Below are 14,707 nucleotides of genomic sequence, written 5' to 3'. Positions count from 1 at the left end.
CGGAACTGATAGAGGGGAAGGGCGGCCGCTGCCAGTCCTTCCGGTTTGCCCGATGCGGGGTCAGGCGACCTTCGATGCGTAGATCATCCGGCCCTGGCCGAGCTGATCGAACACGACCGGCAGCACATTCTCGCCGACCGCGAAACAGCCCTGGCTGCGGCCCAGCTTGCCCCATTTGTCGATCATGTCGCTGTTGGCGTACCACGCGCCATGCACCACGATCGCACGGTCGCGCGCATTGTTGTTGGTGTGGTCCAGTCCGTCGAGCCGCTGCGAAAGATCGTGCTGGCCGACATAATATTCGGACGCGACATAGGCGCCTTCGCTCGTCGCATTCGATCCGGGAATATTCGAGAAATGCTGCAGCCACCCGGTATGTTCGGGGTCCGATCCGCTGCCGTGCGACACCAGATAGGAAGTCACCTGACCATCGCCCAGCGTGATCACGTGAAAGCGCGGCGTTGCCGAATGATTGTCGAAATCGATGATCGCCATCTTGTCGTGATTGGGAATCCGCATCGAATGGCGGTCGAGCGCGGCGATCGCCCGTTCGAACAGGTCCTGCCGCACGCCAGCGGGCGCCTTGGGCCGCTGCGCCACCACCACGGCGGGCACCATCGGTGCGGGGGGCAGGGGTTCGGGTACGGGAATCATCGGCGCGCTGGCCAGCGTGGTTGTTCGCGACGCACAGGCTGAAACGGCGGCGCCGCCAGCCATTACCAGAGCCGATCGAAGCAATGCCCGGCGCGTCCGCACCGAATCAAGGCCATCCTGCATAGAAGATTTCATGCCCGTTCCTTGTCCCGCTACGCGTCCTTATATCAAATTCCGTCGCGAATATTCCCAGAACCTGTGTCCCATTCTCCACGGTTCGGCGTGCCCGATGCCCGTTTCGCCGACTTTGCTCGGTTTCGCGGGAACTCCGGGCGTTTCAAACTGCGTCGTTCCGGGACTGGCGGTCCGGAGCAAGGCGCCATCGGATGGCACCCATTGTCTATTGCAGCGTTAAATGGTTAACGAATCATTGAGGTCGCTCTGTATGGGCGCAAGCTGGGGACGATGATGGCGATTGCCACCCTTCGTGGATTCTCGATTTTGGCGAGCTCGCTGCTGTTGTTGCCGGCGGTTCCGGCATCGGCACAGGTGATGACCGCTGTCGGGACCGGAACGGAAATGCCCAACGCACGCGAGATCGAATCGCTGCGGCCCGGCCAGTATCGCTGGTTCGACGGCGCGACTTCGCGCGTTTCGACCGGCATCGGCGACGCTGTGTCGGTGACGATCAGCATTCCCGAACAACGCGCCTATGTCTATCGTGGCGGGCTGTTGATCGGCGTCGCCACGGTTTCGACCGGCATGGCCGGGCACGAAACCCCGACGGGCGAATTCCCGATTCTCCAGAAAGCGGAATTCCACCGTTCGAATATCTACAGCAATGCGCCGATGCCGTTCATGCAGCGGCTGACCTGGGACGGCATCGCACTTCATGCCGGGCATAATCCGGGGCGTCCGGCGTCGCATGGCTGCATCCGCCTGCCGCGCGAATTCGCGCGCCGGCTGTTCCGCATGACCGAGCGCGGCAGCCTTGTCACCATTACCGATCAGGCGGTGGTCGATCCCGGCGGCGTCTGGGCGCCGCCGATTCTGGTCGACGGGCATGTCGGCGGAGAGGCGTTCAACGTGGTCGTCGCCGACAATGAAGTCTGGCCCGGACCGGCGCCAATGGGTGGTAGCTGGGCCGAAGGACCGGCGCCCGATCGTGGCGATTCGACCTCGTCCGGCCCGGCCAAGCGGGGAAGCGGTATTCCGGGCAAATAACGCCGCGTCTGAAATCGCTTGCCGCCCCCCGGCGTGGCTGCGCTATGGGGCAGTGCGATGGTGATGAGCTATGAATCGGCGCGCGAAGCGCTTGTCGCGGTGGGCCGCCGCCTTGATTCGCGCGGCTGGGCTCCGGCGACTTCGGGCAATTATTCGGCGCGGCTCGACGATGGCAGCATCGCCGTCACCGTATCGGGGCGCCACAAGGGCCGGCTGAGCGTCGAGGACATCATGCGCGTCGATCTCGACGGCAAGCCGCTGACCGAAGGAAGGCCTTCGGCGGAGACGGCGCTGCATCTTGCGGTCTATCGCAGTTTCCCGGGCGCGGGCGGCGTGCTGCACGGCCATTCGCCACAGGCGGTCGGCCTGTCGCGTGCCGCCGCCGATGCCGACCATTGGGCGTTTCGCGGGCATGAAATGCTCAAGGCATTTCCCGGCATCGCGACGCATGAAAGCGAAGTGCGCCTGCCGATCGTCGATAACAGCCAGGACATGGCAGTGATCGAAGCCGCGATCGCACCTGCGCTCGCGCTGCCCGACGCAGCACCCGCTTATCTGATCCGCAGCCATGGCCTATATGCGTGGGGCAAGGATATCGATGAAGCCGAACGCGTGCTGGAAGCGACCGAGTGGCTGATCGCCGCTGAGCTTGCCGAGCGCGGTTTCAGGAAAGGACTGGATTCATGACCCAGCTTCGTATCTTCGACGCCGCGGCGCCCGACGCGCCGATCCTCGAAACCACCAATCCCGGCGAAATCGCCGCCAAGCTGCGCAAGCTGGGCGTGCGGTTCGAACAATGGGGCACGCGCCCGCTGCCCGCCGATGCCGATCAGGACGCGGTGCTCGCTGCCTATGCGCCCGAGATCGCAGGGTTGAAGGCGGAGAAAGGCTATCAATCGGTCGATGTCATCCGCATGGCGCCCGACCATCCCGAAAAGAGCGCGCTGCGCACGAAATTCCTGTCCGAACATCGCCATTCGGAGGATGAAGTCCGTTTCTTCGTCGAAGGCGAAGGGCTGTTCACGCTGCGCACCGATGATCGGGTGTTCGCGATGCTGTGTGTCGAGGGTGATCTGATTTCGGTGCCGGCGGGCATGCGCCACTGGTTCGATATGGGGCCCAGCCCGCGCTTCACGGCGATCCGGCTGTTCACCAATCCCGATGGCTGGGTCGCCAATTTCACCGGCGATGCCATCGCCGATCGCTTTCCGCGCCACGAAAGCGTCCCGGCCTGATTTCCCTCTCCCTTCGGCAGAGGGATGCGAAGACCTGGCAGCTTGCTGCCTGGTCGTAGCTGGGTGAGGGCAGGTCGCGCCATCGCCCTCACCAATTCCGGCTAGGCGGTTTCACCGCCAAGCCTTCATATCTTCTCCCGGAAGGAGAGGAGTCGGAGTGTCTCTTGCCTGAAAAGCCCAAAGCCATCCTGCTCGACATAGAAGGCACGACGAGCAGCATCGCGTTCGTCGCCGATGTCCTGTTCCCCTATGCGCGTGAGCATCTGCCCGCTTATGTCGCCGCGAACCCGGATGCCGTCGCGCCGATCCTGGCACAGGTGCCGGGCGACGATCCGGTCGCGACGCTGATCGGCTGGATCGATGCCGATGCCAAGGAAACCCCGCTCAAGACGCTGCAGGGCATGATCTGGGATGCGGGCTATCGCGACGGCACGCTGAAGGGCCATGTCTATCCCGACACGCCCGGGGCGCTGCGCCGCTGGAACGAAGCGGGCATTCCCGTCCATATCTACAGTTCCGGGTCGATCGCCGCGCAAAAGCTGATCTTCGGATTCAGCGAAGCGGGCGACCTGACGCCGTTGCTGTCGGGCTATTTCGACACCACCACCGGCCCCAAGCGCGAAGCGGCGTCTTACGCGAAGATCGCCGACGCGCTCGGCCTGCCGCCCGGCGAAATCCTGTTCGTCTCCGACATGCAGCCGGAAATCGATGCCGCGAAAGCCGCCGGGCTTCAGGCGCTGCTGATCGACCGCGAGGGGCAGGGCGGCGACGTTCATACGCTGGCGGAGGTGCGCCCGTGATCCTGCAAGGCAATCATACCCGATCGATCATGCGCACGGCCGACGGGCGGGGCGCGCGGATTCTCGACCAGCGCCAGCTTCCCTGGGAAATCCGCTGGGTCGAACTGCGAACGATGGAGGACGCCGCCGTCGCGATCCGCGAAATGTGGACGCGCGGCGCGCCGATGGTGGGGGCGACGGCGGCCTATGGGCTCGCCATGGCGCTGGCGGAGGATCCTTCGGACGAAAGCCTGATCGCCGCGCGCGATTATCTGTTCCACACCCGTCCGACGGCAGTGAATCTGCGCTGGGCGCTCGATGAAGTCGCCAAAACGGTCGGGCCGCTGCCGCCCGAACAGCGCGCACAGGCGGCGTTCGCCCGCGCCGACGCGATTTGCGACGAGGATGTCGATCTGTGCCGCGCGATCGGCGAAAGCGGCCTGCAATTGCTCCGCGATCTCCACGCCAGGCATCCCGACCGACCGATCAATATCCTCACCCATTGCAATGCCGGCTGGCTCGCGACCGTCGATTACGGCACTGCGACGGCGCCGATCTATCTTGCGCATGACGAGGGCATACCGGTCCATGTCTGGGTCGATGAGACTCGCCCGCGCAATCAGGGCGCGCTGCTGACGGCGTTCGAACTGCGCAATCATGGCGTTCCGCACACGGTGATTGCCGACAATGCCGGTGGCCTGCTGATGATGCAGGGCAAGGTCGATGCGGTGATCGTCGGCACCGATCGCGTCACTGCCAATGGCGATGTGTGCAACAAGATCGGCACTTATCTGAAGGCGCTGGCGGCGCACGACAATGGCGTGCCTTTCTATGTCGCTTTGCCCTACACCACGTTCGATGCCGACACGCCGAGCGGCGACGCCATCCCGATCGAGGAACGCGCCGGCGAGGAACTGACCGAGGCAACCGGCCCGGCGGCGGACGGCACCATCACCACCATCCGTCTGACTCAGTCGCCGGCGGCAAATCCCGCATTCGACGTCACGCCGGCGCGGCTGGTGACCGGATATATTACCGAAAAGGGCGTGCTCGACCGGATCGGCGAGTGACGCCGATATTTCAGCTCCGACATGCTTTGGTCGCAATGCGACCCTAGCGGGGCATTTGGGAGAAGGCTTCAGGCGGGCGGGGCACGCGCCGATCACTAGGGAAGACTTCGGTTTCATGGCATTTGCCGCGCCGCGCGTGGATTGGGATCAACTGCGATCGGGCCTGAAGCGACGGGCGCCGGGACTCGTGCTCGCGCTGGCGGTTGAACTGTTGCTGGCGCTGCTGCTGCTGACGATTGCGCCCAGGATCTTCGTTCCTTTGAACGACAAGACCCTGAGCGTGTTCGACGTCAGCGCAGAGGGTGAGGCGCCTGCCGCCTCCGAGCCGAGCGAAACGGCATCGAGCGAGCGCCCGCAGCCCCCCAAACCCCAGCCGCAACAGCGCCCGACCGAGGAGCGGCAACCGCAGCCGCAAAGCCAGCCGCAACCGGTGCGCCAGGCGCCGTCCGAAATGCCGCTGCCCAATTTCATTCCGATGAGTCCCGAAGACATGGCGCAGGTCGATGATTCGATGCGCCGTCCGACACAGCAACCGGCCACGCCGTCGCGGCCCTCGCGCACCTATGGCCCGGTCGATCCGGGTGTTCCGGGCGCACGCGCCGATTCCGAAGTCGTCGGCACCGCGCCCGACGGATCGCCGCTCTATGGCGCCGAATGGTATGAGCGGCCAAGCCGCCAGATGATGCGCGGCTATCTTTCGACGCTTCAGGCGCCGGCCTATGCGCTGATCAGCTGCAAGACCGCACCGCGCTATCGCGTCGAAAACTGCCAGCTCGAAGCCGAAGGGCCGAAAGGTTCGGGGATGGGCCAGGCAGTGCTGGCAATGGCGTGGGAATTCCGCGTGCGCCCGCCGCGCAAGGGCGGGCGCGAACAGGTGGGCAGCTGGGTACGGATCCGGATCGACCTGACACGGGATACCGTGCTGTCCGGTTCGGGGCGCTAGACTCCGACCTAGCATGAACCGTTTGTCGTGAGTAGCCATTGCGCTTGTCGAAATGGCGTATCGAAGGGCCCTTCGATACGGGTCTTCGCCAGGCTCAGCCCTACTCAGGGCGAACGAAAAGGTAATTCCTAAATTGGGCAGCCTTTAGGCGCTTGCAATGTAGGATTTGCACGCCTTTGCTCAGCACATGACCCGCAATTTCCTGCGCTGGATCGCGTTTCTCGATTTTCGAATACTGTGTGTTGGAACGGGCAGGGGGGGGCGTGCCGCTAGTTTCGTCATCTTTGGAACGGCCGGTATGCGACTCAGCGCGCGGCGATCCTTGCTCAGCCAACGGTTTCGCGCAGCTTCGCCATCCGCTCCAGCGCACCGTCGATCGTCGCGTCCTCTTTCGCGAAACACAGCCGCACGACATTGGTGACCGCATCCTGCGCGTAAAAGGCCGATACCGGGATCGCCGCGACGCCGACGGTGTCGAGCAAATGATTGCAGAAATCGACATCGTCCTGCGCGATGCCGCTGGCAGTCAGGTCGATCGACAGGAAATAGGTCGCGGCGCTGGGCAGCGTGACGAGGCCGAGTTTTTCCAGCCCGGTCTTCAGCCGGTCGCGCGAGCGCTGGAAATTGTGCCGCGCCGCCTGCACCCAGTCGTCCTGCGTGTTCAATCCTTCGGCCACTGCCCATTGCAGATTGGGCGGAGTGGTGAAGGTGAGGAACTGATGCGCCTTGGCCAGCCCGCGCAGCAATTCGGGGGCGGCGCACATCCAGCCGACTTTCCAGCCGGTCAGCGCGAAGATCTTGCCCGCACTGCCGATCTTCACCGTGCGTTCGCGCATGCCGGGAAAGCCGATCAGCGGCAGATGCCGCGCGCCGTCGAACGTTACATGTTCCCAAACCTCGTCGCACACTGCGATCAGATCGTTGGCGACGCAGAAATCGGCGAGCAGCGCCAGTTCCTCCGCGCTCGCCATCGTGGCCGCGGGATTCAACGGATTGTTGAAGAGGACAAGCCGCGTCCGGTCGCTCAGCGCGGCCTCCAACGCCTCGGCAGTGATCCGCCATTCGGGCGGTTGCAGCGCGACAAAGCGCGGGACACCGCCCGCCCGCTCGATCAGCGGGACATAAGCGTCATAGAGCGGCTGGAAACAAATGACTTCGTCGCCCGGCGAAATCAGCGCGAGCAGCGCCGCCGCCAGCGCCTCGGTCGCGCCCGATGTCACCACCACTTCGTCCGGCGACAGGTTCAGCCCCTGATGCCGCGCATAATGGTTGGCGACTGCCTGCCGCAATTCGGGGATTCCGGCCATCGGCGGATATTGGTTGGAACGCTGCGTCAGCGCGTCGGCAGCCGCCTTCAGCACAGCCTGTGGGCCGGTGCCGTCGGGAAAGCCCTGGCCCAGGTTGATCGCGCCGCTGGCGCGCGCGCGCGCCGACATGGCTTCGAATATGGTCGTGCCCATCGCGGCGTAAATCGGATTCATGGTTGCGACTTCTGCACCGCAGGGCAGGGGCATGCCAAGGAGTTTCGCGCAGGGGGTTTCGTTTCACTGCCGGTTCGGGCAACTCTTGCCCGCGCTGCTCGTTCGATGTTGTGCAGCAAGGGAATTTTATGACGAAGAAACCACCCGTACCCGAAGAAAACCAGTCGCCTTATCCGATCGAGGAGCCGCCGCACGACGATGTCGGTGATGTCGAGGCAAAGCAGGAAGAGGCCGCCCGGACGCGCAAATGGGTCGCTGCCGGCGCCGCCGTCGGTATCGGTTCGGCCGCATTGGTCGGCGCGCTTCTCTATGGCCGCAGCAAGGGCAAGAAGGACAAGGCCTGAAGCCTGAGCCATCCCTGCCGGTGCGCCGCTCGCGACGGGGCCGCTCGCCGGGGGATTTTCGCGGCTTTTCCGACAGCATGTCTGGGGTGTCGGGGCGGGGCGGTACAACCTCCGCTCCCGACACTGCGATTTGCCTGGTCTCTCCGCAGAGAGGGCCTCCGGTCAGCGCTGGCGCTTCTCGAAATCGGCCTCGGCCTGCACCAGCGTATAGAGCGGGACATCGTCCACCAGCAGGCGCAGCACATCGGCGATCACCTGCCGGCCGTTGGCGCCGCTGGTGAAGATGACGATACCGAAGCGCTTTTCGGGCTCGAACACCGCAATCGTGCGTTCGCCCCAATCCTTGCCGCTATGGATGAAGAAGCGGTTGCTTCCGCTGTCAAAGATGTTCCAGCCGAGCCCATAGCCGTTGGCTTTCGCGCATTTGTCCGGCGGGATCAGCCCGGGCGGGCAGACCATTTCGGTCTGATCGTCATAGATCGTGCCGCGCGCTTCGATAAGCTCGGGCGTCAGGCCATCGCCGCGCATCGCGGCGGCAACGAACCGGGTGTAATCGCCGATCGTGGTATGCACATCGTCTGCGGCGCTGCCTTGCGGGCTGTTGTCCGGCAGGCGCAGCGAGCCGTCTTCGCCGCGCACCATCGCAACCCGGCCATCCCATGAATCGTCGGGGGTGAAGAAAGTGTCTGTCATCCCGAACGGGCCAAACAGCTCCTGTTGGGCAAGGTGGTCGAGCCGCGTCTGCGTCGCCATCATCGCAAAGCGTGCGGCCATGGCGTAGTTTTCGCCCGAATAATGCGCCTTGGTGCCCGGCTCCCAGGCCAGTTGCAGCTTGCCGTCGTCCATCTGACGGCGCCAGTTCTGCGGCACGCCGGTGCGATGTGACAGTGCGTGGCGCAGCGTGATTTTCTGCGCGCGCGGATCGTCGGTCAGGTCGCGATCGACAAATTGGGTCGCGAGCGGCGTATCGAGATCGAGCCTGCCCGAAGCGATCAGTCGCAGGATGGTTTCGGCAACGATGGGCTTGGTCAGCGATGCGATGTTGTACAGCGTGGTGTCGTCTGCGCGCTCGCCCGGCGCGCGTTCGCCATAGACGGCGGTCCACGCAACCTGGCCGTTCTCGATCCAGCCGACCGCGACGCTCGGCACGTTATTGGCTTCGAGCAGGGCAGGTGCTGCTGCATCGAGCGCAGCACGTGGGGTCAATGGAGGCGGTGTGGTGGTGTCTGGAGCAGGCATCGTGGAGCAGGCAGAAAGAGCGAGAGCGGCAGCGGCTTGGGTAAAAAGTTTCACGCTTATCCCCTTGGTGATTTATCGGTATAATACACCAACACGCAATATAATCAACATGCGTTGGGGAAAGCGCTCGCGGGGCAGCGAAAAACGGGCGATCCCATAGGACTGGCTCTTATTTACCAGTGTCGGTTCTGCCCGCTGCCGGCGTGCGGATACAGTCCGACCCGCCACGCTGTTCCGCGTGAGTCAGTATGGCTGCTTCGCCATTTCCGATGCGGTGATTTGGTCCGGACCTGTCATCGCCGGAAAAATGGCGCGCCCGGCTGGATTCGAACCAGCGGCCTCAAGATTAGAAGTCTCGTGCTCTATCCAACTGAGCTACGGGCGCGTTGCGCGGCTTCCTAGCGCGGATTGCACGAACGCGGAACCGGGATCATAGTCCCGGCATGAACGATCCCGCCCGACCGGCGCATATCCGCGCGCGCGAAATCACCGGCAGTCATTTCCGCTATTTCGATTTCGTCATGGCGGCGTTCGTGGTGATCCTGGTTCTCTCCAATGTGATCGGCGCGGGCAAGGTCGCCCAGATCTGGTTGCCGGGGATCGGGTACTGGCCGTTCGGCGCGGGAATCCTGTTCTTTCCGGTCAGTTACGTGATCGGCGACGTGCTGACCGAAGTTTATGGCTATGCCCGCGCGCGCCGCGTGATCTGGGCCGGTTTTGCGGCAGTGTTGTTCATGGCGCTGATGAGCTGGGTGGTGGTTCAGCTTCCGCCCGCGCCGGACTGGGATAATCAGGCCGCCTATGAAGTGATTTTCGGTCAGGTGCCGCGCATCGTCCTTGCGTCGATGGTGGCGTTCTGGTGCGGCGAATTCGTCAACAGCTATGTCATGGCGAAGATGAAGTTGTGGACGAAGGGCAGGCATCTGTGGATGCGCACCATCGGCTCGACGATCGCGGGGCAGGGCGTCGACAGCCTGATCTTCTATCCCGCAGCATTTCTCTGGGCCGAAGGCTGGACCAACGAACTGGTGCTGAAGGTCCTGGTGACGCAATGGGTGCTCAAGGTGACGTGGGAAGCGCTGCTGACGCCGGTCACCTATCTGGTCGTCGGTTTCCTCAAACGGCGCGAAGGCGTCGACGTCTATGACGAAGGGACCAATTTCACGCCGTTCCGCGCGCGCGTCTGATCCTGTCCCTGCAACGGCACGTATATCTGCAGCAACTTGCAGATTTCAATTGTCGATATCCCGGATCGAGCGTCATCTGCGCGACGCGCCCGGCGAGGCGCGTTCAGCTCACCGCTTCGAGAAGCCCCTCGAACAGGCGTCGGCCGTCGGTACCGCCATGCGCGGCTTCGATGCGGCGTTCGGGATGCGGCATCATGCCCAGCACATTGCCGGCCTTGTTCAGCACGCCTGCAATCGCGCGCGCCGATCCGTTGACATTGCCGGTGTAGCGGAAGGCGACGCGGCCTTCGCCTTCGATCCGGTCGAGCGTGTCGGCATCGGCGAAATAATTGCCGTCATGATGCGCGACGGGGATGGTCAGCGTTTCGCCCGCCGAATAGGCGCTGGTGAAGATCGACTGGCTGTTCTCGACGGTCAGTTCGACATCGCGGCAGACGAAGTTCAGGCCCTCGTTGCGCATCAATGCCCCGGGCAGCAGCCCGGTTTCGGTCAGCACCTGAAATCCGTTGCAGATGCCGATCACCGGCGTGCCGCGATTGGCGGCGTCGATCACGGCGCGGACGATCGGGCTGCGCGCCGCAATCGCGCCGCAGCGCAGATAATCGCCATAGGAAAATCCGCCAGGCAGCGCGATCACGCCCAGCCCTTCGGGTAGTTCGCTTTCGCCGTGCCACACCATCGCCGGCCGGGTGCCCGTCACCGACTCCAGCGCCACTGCGATGTCGCGGTCGCAATTCGATCCGGGGAAGACGATGACGGCGGTCTTCACTGTTTTTCCACGCGATAATTTTCGATCACGGTGTTGGCGAGCAGCTTGCGGCACATCTCGTCAATCTGATCGTCGGTGGTCGTATCGGCGACTTCGAGTTCGAAGATCTTGCCGGCACGAACGTCGCTGACGCCATCGAAGCCGAGCGAACCCAGCGCGTGCTGGATCGCCTTGCCCTGCGGGTCGAGCACGCCGTTCTTGAGCGTCACGATGATGCGGAGTTTCATGCCGCGAGCCTATGGCTCTGCTGGTGCATTATCGCAAGTGCCGCAACGCGCTGTCGGCGAATTTGCATCGAACGCGGGCGGGATTATGCTCTGAAAACCGATCCCCGGCCGAAAGGGTGGTGCGATGCATGGTCGAGCGATAGAAACCTTTGCCTTCCGGCCCGAAGGCGCGATCCTGTTTCGCTGTGAAATCGACATCGTGTACGATTGTCCGGCCGGGCCGCAGCTATATGGCGGCCCTGATTCGGCGCGGCTGCTCGGTTGTCCGCAGCTCGGTTTCGTGGTGTCGCACGGCTATCGCGTCGGGCGATTCTTTATCGACAGGGTCGAGCCGATTTACCAGGAATCGCCGGATTGCGACGATGCCCGCCGCTTCCGGTTTCTGCTCAAATACCGGTTCGGAGAGACAGTCGGTCTTGGCTTCAACCTGGGCGTCGGCACCGGCACCTTCGGCTTTGGCTTAGGCACGAAAGAGCGGGAAATCTGGCTGGAGAGCGCCGTGCCGATCTGCTGCGACGGATGCGATGCATCGGCAGCGGGGTCAGGCAATGCGCCGCTGATGGTTTCCGTGTCGCAGCCTGCGTCCGTTGCCAGCGTCACCGGTCTGGTGGTCGGCATGGTCGCACTCGCGCTGGCGTATCGCTGGCTGGATCCGGTGGCGCGCGACTGGTTTCTGATCGCCATCGCGCTGATCGCTGTCGCGATCCCGCTGTTCCGCTGGTCGGGCAACGACAAGAAGGCCGAGGGGCGGGCAGAGGAAAAGCCGCCCGAGCCGCCGGTTAAGGTCCCGAACTAGAGCCTGCTTCCGGTCGCTTCAGCTGCCTTTGCGCTGGCGATGCTTTTCCAGGTCGAGCACGGTCGAATCGGCGCCTTCGGGAAGCAGGCCAAGGCGGCGCGCGACTTCCTGATAGGCTTCGACTTCGCCGCCCAGATCGCGGCGGAACCGGTCCTTGTCGAGCTTTTCGCCCGAAACCATGTCCCACAACCGGCATCCGTCGGGGCTGATTTCGTCGGCCAGGATGATCCGGCTATACTCATTGTCCCAGATGCGCCCGAATTCGAGCTTGAAGTCGACCAGGCGGATACCGATTCCGGCGAACAGGCCCGACAGAAAGTCGTTCACGCGAATCGCCATATCGGCCATGTCGTGCAGCTCTTCCTGGCTGGCCCAGCCGAAGCACAGGATATGCTCGTCGGTGACCATCGGATCGCCGAGCGCATCGTCCTTGAAATAATATTCGACGATGGTGCGGGGCAGGGGGGTCCCTTCCTCGATTCCCAGGCGCTTCGACAGCGAACCGGCGACGACATTGCGCACCACCACTTCGATCGGGACGATCTCGACCTGGCGGATCAGCTGCTCGCGCATGTTGAGGCGGCGAATGAAGTGCGTGGGGACGCCGATGCCCTGTAACAGCGTGAAGACATGCTCGCTGATGCGGTTGTTCAGCACGCCCTTGCCGCTGATCGTGCCCTTTTTCTGGGCATTGAACGCCGTCGCGTCGTCCTTGAAATACTGGATCAGCGTGCCCGGCTCGGGACCCTCGTACAGGATCTTGGCCTTGCCCTCATAGATCTGGCGGCGGCGTGCCATCGTGGCGGTTACCCCTGAAATGATCCGCCCCGGCAGCGCATTCTGGCTGCGCCAGCCGGGGCATAGGAAAGGCTAGGCCCTATACTCAATGGTCGGGGAGGGCGCAATCAACCTTCGGAAGGATGCGAAAAGTCGTTGCCGGGGGTCAGTCCTCATCCTCGTCGTCGCGCGCGAACCAGCGCTGGATCAGGTTGCGGCGATCGTCGGGATCTTCGTTCACCGGCACGGCATTGGGCGCCGGATCGCGAACCGGCGCCGGATCTGCGGCGCCTTCGGTGCGGTGGATGATCCAGCGCAGGATGAAGACGAGGATGAACAGCGCAACGATCCACGGGCCAAAGGCGGCCAGAAGCTGGGCGAGCCGCGCAAGCGAATCCTGCAAGGTCTGCCCGGCGCTTTTCAGGTCCGCCTTGCCGTTGCCGAGCACCGTCATCGGCCCGCTCGATTCATAGGTGATAAGCACCGGCGCCGTCGCCCAGGTGCCGACGGTGTCGCCCTGAACCTTTTCGATCGTCGCCAGCGCCTGTTGAATCGCCGTGGCATCGGCCTGGGCGGCGGGATCATTGGGTTTCGCCCGCGCTTCTTCCAGCGCGCGTTTCAGCCGTTCGGTGGTCGTCGGCTGGCGCGACATGCCGCCTTCGCCGGTCACCACCTGCGTATCGAGCAGCACGCCATCGGCTTCGGCAACCGCCTGAGTCAGTTCATCGCCGAATCCGCGCGCGATGGTCGGGTCGATCTTGACCGTCAGGACCGCCGACACCTTGGTCGCATCCTCGACGCTGTACCGCATCGCCAATACTTCGCAGCGGCGGTTTTCCGCGAGCCGCTGGCAATCATCCGCGCTGCGTTCGACAACCTGCTTGATCGCGTCGCCGGGCAGGCGGAAGGCATAGCGATAATCGAACGGCGTTCCCGTGGCGGCAAAGGCGGCAGCGGCTTCGCGCATCGCCATGTCAGGTTCGGCGGCCTTGCTCTTGCCGCCCTTGTCCGAATCGCAACCGGCAAGCATCGCCATCGCAGCGAACGCAGCCAGACAAGCCGTGAAGCGCATTCCGTCCTCCCTTGTTGCCGATTCAAATAGCGAAAATTTGGTTAATGCCCAACTCCGCCGATGCCGGGCTGTTCCGTTTCGGGAACGTGACGGCCCGGGACGGCGATCGCGATCAGTCGGCTTCGGCGGGGCAGGCTTCGTAATGGCTGCGCAGCAAGGCGATCCAGGCGGCTTCGCCTTGCGGCAGTTCCGCGATCAGACGCAGCCGGAAATCGCGATATTCGTGGTGATTGGGGCGCCCCCATTGCGCATCGACGATGGTGCCGGATCGCGCATCGATCCACAGCGGACCGCCGCCCGCGTCGCCGAACGCCGTACCCTGAACTTCGAACCGCAGGCTGTCATGGCCCAGATGCGGTTCGGCGGCAGTGAATGTCGCATTCGCCTCGCCGAGCCAGTGAATTGCCCAATTCCCCGATTCGTCGGGCCACATCATCGTCATGCCGAACGAAAAGGGGGCGCGGCTTCCGGCGCGTAGCTGCAGCGCGGCGGACAGCGTCGCGAGATCATAGTCGTAATCGTGCCAGGGCGTCTTTTCGAGGGTTGCCGAACTGCGTTGCGCGTCCGCCCCGGTTCCCAGTCGCGCTTCCAGCCGATTGCCCTCGACCGTCAGCCAGGCATAGGGCTCGCGGCCAGCCTCGGGCTCTACGGTCGCCGCTTCGAATCCAGTGGCGATGCCGGTACGCGGATCGATCGTCGCCGTCACCAGCGCTGCGCGCGCGCAGCGGTTGCGCATCTTGTACACGTCGATGCGGTCGGCGGCGGTACGATGGACATAGATCTGTTCGTCCTCACCACCGGCAATATTGGTCCGGACATAATGCCAGCTTCGCCCCACGACCGACCGGCTTGCGTCGGTTATGTGCCCGGCGGGCCCGGTTGCGCAGCCCGGCAGCAACGCCAGCGCAGCCATTATTGCGATTCGACGCATGCCCTCTCCAGACCAGTCTGTGTTAGTGATGTATGACAC

17 protein-coding genes and 1 tRNA gene are annotated in these 14,707 nt (G+C 63.8%); 9 read left to right on the top strand and 9 right to left on the bottom strand.

Features of this window, described 5'->3' with window-relative positions:
- Positions 1–60: 60 nt before the first annotated feature.
- A complete protein-coding gene (locus DKB74_RS17495; RefSeq protein ID WP_239987584.1) occupies positions 61–789 on the bottom strand; it encodes a murein L,D-transpeptidase catalytic domain family protein in 729 nt (242 codons plus the stop codon).
- 273 nt (positions 790–1,062) lie between these two features.
- Here DKB74_RS17495 and DKB74_RS17490 point away from each other — a divergent pair, with 273 nt between their 5' ends.
- The 6 genes from DKB74_RS17490 (at position 1,063) to DKB74_RS17465 (ending at position 5,845) form a co-directional block, all read left to right on the top strand.
- Positions 1,063–1,818: a L,D-transpeptidase family protein gene (locus tag DKB74_RS17490; RefSeq protein WP_109809515.1), complete on the top strand. Its 756-nt coding sequence runs from the start codon at positions 1,063–1,065 to the stop codon at positions 1,816–1,818.
- A gap of 57 nt (positions 1,819–1,875) precedes the next feature.
- The gene (locus tag DKB74_RS17485) at positions 1,876–2,505 is read left to right on the top strand and encodes a methylthioribulose 1-phosphate dehydratase (protein WP_109809478.1); all 630 of its coding nucleotides are present in this window, start codon (positions 1,876–1,878) and stop codon (positions 2,503–2,505) included.
- Positions 2,502–3,053: a 1,2-dihydroxy-3-keto-5-methylthiopentene dioxygenase gene (locus DKB74_RS17480; protein ID WP_109809477.1), complete on the top strand. Its 552-nt coding sequence runs from the start codon at positions 2,502–2,504 to the stop codon at positions 3,051–3,053. Before DKB74_RS17485 ends, DKB74_RS17480 begins: the two co-directional genes overlap by 4 nt.
- Positions 3,054–3,217: 164 nt before the next feature.
- Positions 3,218–3,853, top strand: coding sequence for an acireductone synthase (mtnC, locus tag DKB74_RS17475; protein WP_109809476.1), 636 nt, complete (start codon positions 3,218–3,220; stop codon positions 3,851–3,853).
- The gene (mtnA, locus tag DKB74_RS17470) at positions 3,850–4,902 is read left to right on the top strand and encodes an S-methyl-5-thioribose-1-phosphate isomerase (protein ID WP_109809475.1); all 1,053 of its coding nucleotides are present in this window, start codon (positions 3,850–3,852) and stop codon (positions 4,900–4,902) included. Before mtnC ends, mtnA begins: the two co-directional genes overlap by 4 nt.
- Before the next feature lie 115 nt (positions 4,903–5,017).
- Complete coding sequence (locus DKB74_RS17465) at positions 5,018–5,845, top strand: hypothetical protein (RefSeq protein ID WP_109809474.1); 828 nt, start codon at positions 5,018–5,020, stop codon at positions 5,843–5,845.
- 326 nt (positions 5,846–6,171) lie between these two features.
- Here DKB74_RS17465 and DKB74_RS17460 read toward each other — a convergent pair whose 3' ends face one another.
- Positions 6,172–7,326 carry an aminotransferase gene (locus tag DKB74_RS17460; protein WP_109809473.1) on the bottom strand — a complete coding sequence of 385 codons (1,155 nt, stop codon included), beginning with the start codon at positions 7,324–7,326 and terminating at the stop codon, positions 6,172–6,174.
- A 128-nt stretch (positions 7,327–7,454) separates the two neighbouring features.
- Here DKB74_RS17460 and DKB74_RS17455 point away from each other — a divergent pair, with 128 nt between their 5' ends.
- The gene (locus DKB74_RS17455; RefSeq protein ID WP_109809472.1) at positions 7,455–7,670 is read left to right on the top strand and encodes a hypothetical protein; all 216 of its coding nucleotides are present in this window, start codon (positions 7,455–7,457) and stop codon (positions 7,668–7,670) included.
- 162 nt (positions 7,671–7,832) lie between these two features.
- Here DKB74_RS17455 and DKB74_RS17450 read toward each other — a convergent pair whose 3' ends face one another.
- Positions 7,833–8,876 carry a serine hydrolase domain-containing protein gene (locus DKB74_RS17450; protein WP_161956902.1) on the bottom strand — a complete coding sequence of 348 codons (1,044 nt, stop codon included), beginning with the start codon at positions 8,874–8,876 and terminating at the stop codon, positions 7,833–7,835.
- Positions 8,877–9,217: 341 nt separating this feature from the next.
- A tRNA-Arg gene (locus tag DKB74_RS17445) sits at positions 9,218–9,294 on the bottom strand.
- Between the two features lie 58 nt (positions 9,295–9,352).
- On the opposite strand from DKB74_RS17445, the gene DKB74_RS17440 reads away from it, so the two are divergent.
- A complete protein-coding gene (locus DKB74_RS17440) occupies positions 9,353–10,096 on the top strand; it encodes a queuosine precursor transporter (protein ID WP_109809470.1) in 744 nt (247 codons plus the stop codon).
- Between the two features lie 103 nt (positions 10,097–10,199).
- Here DKB74_RS17440 and purQ read toward each other — a convergent pair whose 3' ends face one another.
- Positions 10,200–10,865, bottom strand: a complete 666-nt coding sequence (gene purQ / locus DKB74_RS17435) for a phosphoribosylformylglycinamidine synthase subunit PurQ (RefSeq protein ID WP_109809469.1) — start codon at positions 10,863–10,865, stop codon at positions 10,200–10,202.
- Positions 10,862–11,092, bottom strand: a complete 231-nt coding sequence (purS, locus tag DKB74_RS17430) for a phosphoribosylformylglycinamidine synthase subunit PurS (protein ID WP_109809468.1) — start codon at positions 11,090–11,092, stop codon at positions 10,862–10,864. The genes purQ and purS overlap by 4 nt, the downstream gene beginning before the upstream one ends.
- A gap of 124 nt (positions 11,093–11,216) precedes the next feature.
- Here purS and DKB74_RS17425 point away from each other — a divergent pair, with 124 nt between their 5' ends.
- Positions 11,217–11,888: a hypothetical protein gene (locus tag DKB74_RS17425; RefSeq protein ID WP_109809467.1), complete on the top strand. Its 672-nt coding sequence runs from the start codon at positions 11,217–11,219 to the stop codon at positions 11,886–11,888.
- Between the two features lie 18 nt (positions 11,889–11,906).
- On the opposite strand, the gene purC is transcribed toward DKB74_RS17425, so the two are convergent.
- The 3 genes from purC to DKB74_RS17410 form a co-directional block, all read right to left on the bottom strand.
- Entirely contained in the window at positions 11,907–12,686 is a 780-nt protein-coding gene (purC, locus tag DKB74_RS17420; RefSeq protein WP_109809466.1) for a phosphoribosylaminoimidazolesuccinocarboxamide synthase, read from the bottom strand.
- 145 nt (positions 12,687–12,831) lie between these two features.
- Positions 12,832–13,737 carry a hypothetical protein gene (locus tag DKB74_RS17415; protein ID WP_109809465.1) on the bottom strand — a complete coding sequence of 302 codons (906 nt, stop codon included), beginning with the start codon at positions 13,735–13,737 and terminating at the stop codon, positions 12,832–12,834.
- 112 nt (positions 13,738–13,849) lie between these two features.
- The gene (locus tag DKB74_RS17410) at positions 13,850–14,668 is read right to left on the bottom strand and encodes a hypothetical protein (RefSeq protein ID WP_145961041.1); all 819 of its coding nucleotides are present in this window, start codon (positions 14,666–14,668) and stop codon (positions 13,850–13,852) included.
- Positions 14,669–14,707 lie beyond the last annotated feature (39 nt).

The sequence above is a fragment of the Stakelama portus genome, from assembly GCF_003171655.1.
GTDB classification, from domain to species: Bacteria; Pseudomonadota; Alphaproteobacteria; order Sphingomonadales; family Sphingomonadaceae; genus Sphingomonas; species Sphingomonas portus.
Note: the sequence above shows the minus strand (reverse complement) of the source record. Positions and strands in the feature narration are given on the sequence as shown.

Coding starts and splice junctions, on each gene's coding strand:
- DKB74_RS17495 (WP_239987584.1), bottom strand. CDS start 789: ATGAAATCTTCTATGCAGGATGGCCTTGATTCGGTGCGGACGCGCCGG.
- DKB74_RS17490 (WP_109809515.1), top strand. CDS start 1,063: ATGGCGATTGCCACCCTTCGTGGATTCTCGATTTTGGCGAGCTCGCTG.
- DKB74_RS17485 (WP_109809478.1), top strand. CDS start 1,876: ATGGTGATGAGCTATGAATCGGCGCGCGAAGCGCTTGTCGCGGTGGGC.
- DKB74_RS17480 (WP_109809477.1), top strand. CDS start 2,502: ATGACCCAGCTTCGTATCTTCGACGCCGCGGCGCCCGACGCGCCGATC.
- DKB74_RS17465 (WP_109809474.1), top strand. CDS start 5,018: ATGGCATTTGCCGCGCCGCGCGTGGATTGGGATCAACTGCGATCGGGC.
- DKB74_RS17460 (WP_109809473.1), bottom strand. CDS start 7,326: ATGAATCCGATTTACGCCGCGATGGGCACGACCATATTCGAAGCCATG.
- DKB74_RS17455 (WP_109809472.1), top strand. CDS start 7,455: ATGACGAAGAAACCACCCGTACCCGAAGAAAACCAGTCGCCTTATCCG.
- DKB74_RS17440 (WP_109809470.1), top strand. CDS start 9,353: ATGAACGATCCCGCCCGACCGGCGCATATCCGCGCGCGCGAAATCACC.
- purS (WP_109809468.1), bottom strand. CDS start 11,092: ATGAAACTCCGCATCATCGTGACGCTCAAGAACGGCGTGCTCGACCCG.
- DKB74_RS17425 (WP_109809467.1), top strand. CDS start 11,217: ATGCATGGTCGAGCGATAGAAACCTTTGCCTTCCGGCCCGAAGGCGCG.
- purC (WP_109809466.1), bottom strand. CDS start 12,686: ATGGCACGCCGCCGCCAGATCTATGAGGGCAAGGCCAAGATCCTGTAC.
- DKB74_RS17415 (WP_109809465.1), bottom strand. CDS start 13,737: ATGCGCTTCACGGCTTGTCTGGCTGCGTTCGCTGCGATGGCGATGCTT.
- DKB74_RS17410 (WP_145961041.1), bottom strand. CDS start 14,668: ATGCGTCGAATCGCAATAATGGCTGCGCTGGCGTTGCTGCCGGGCTGC.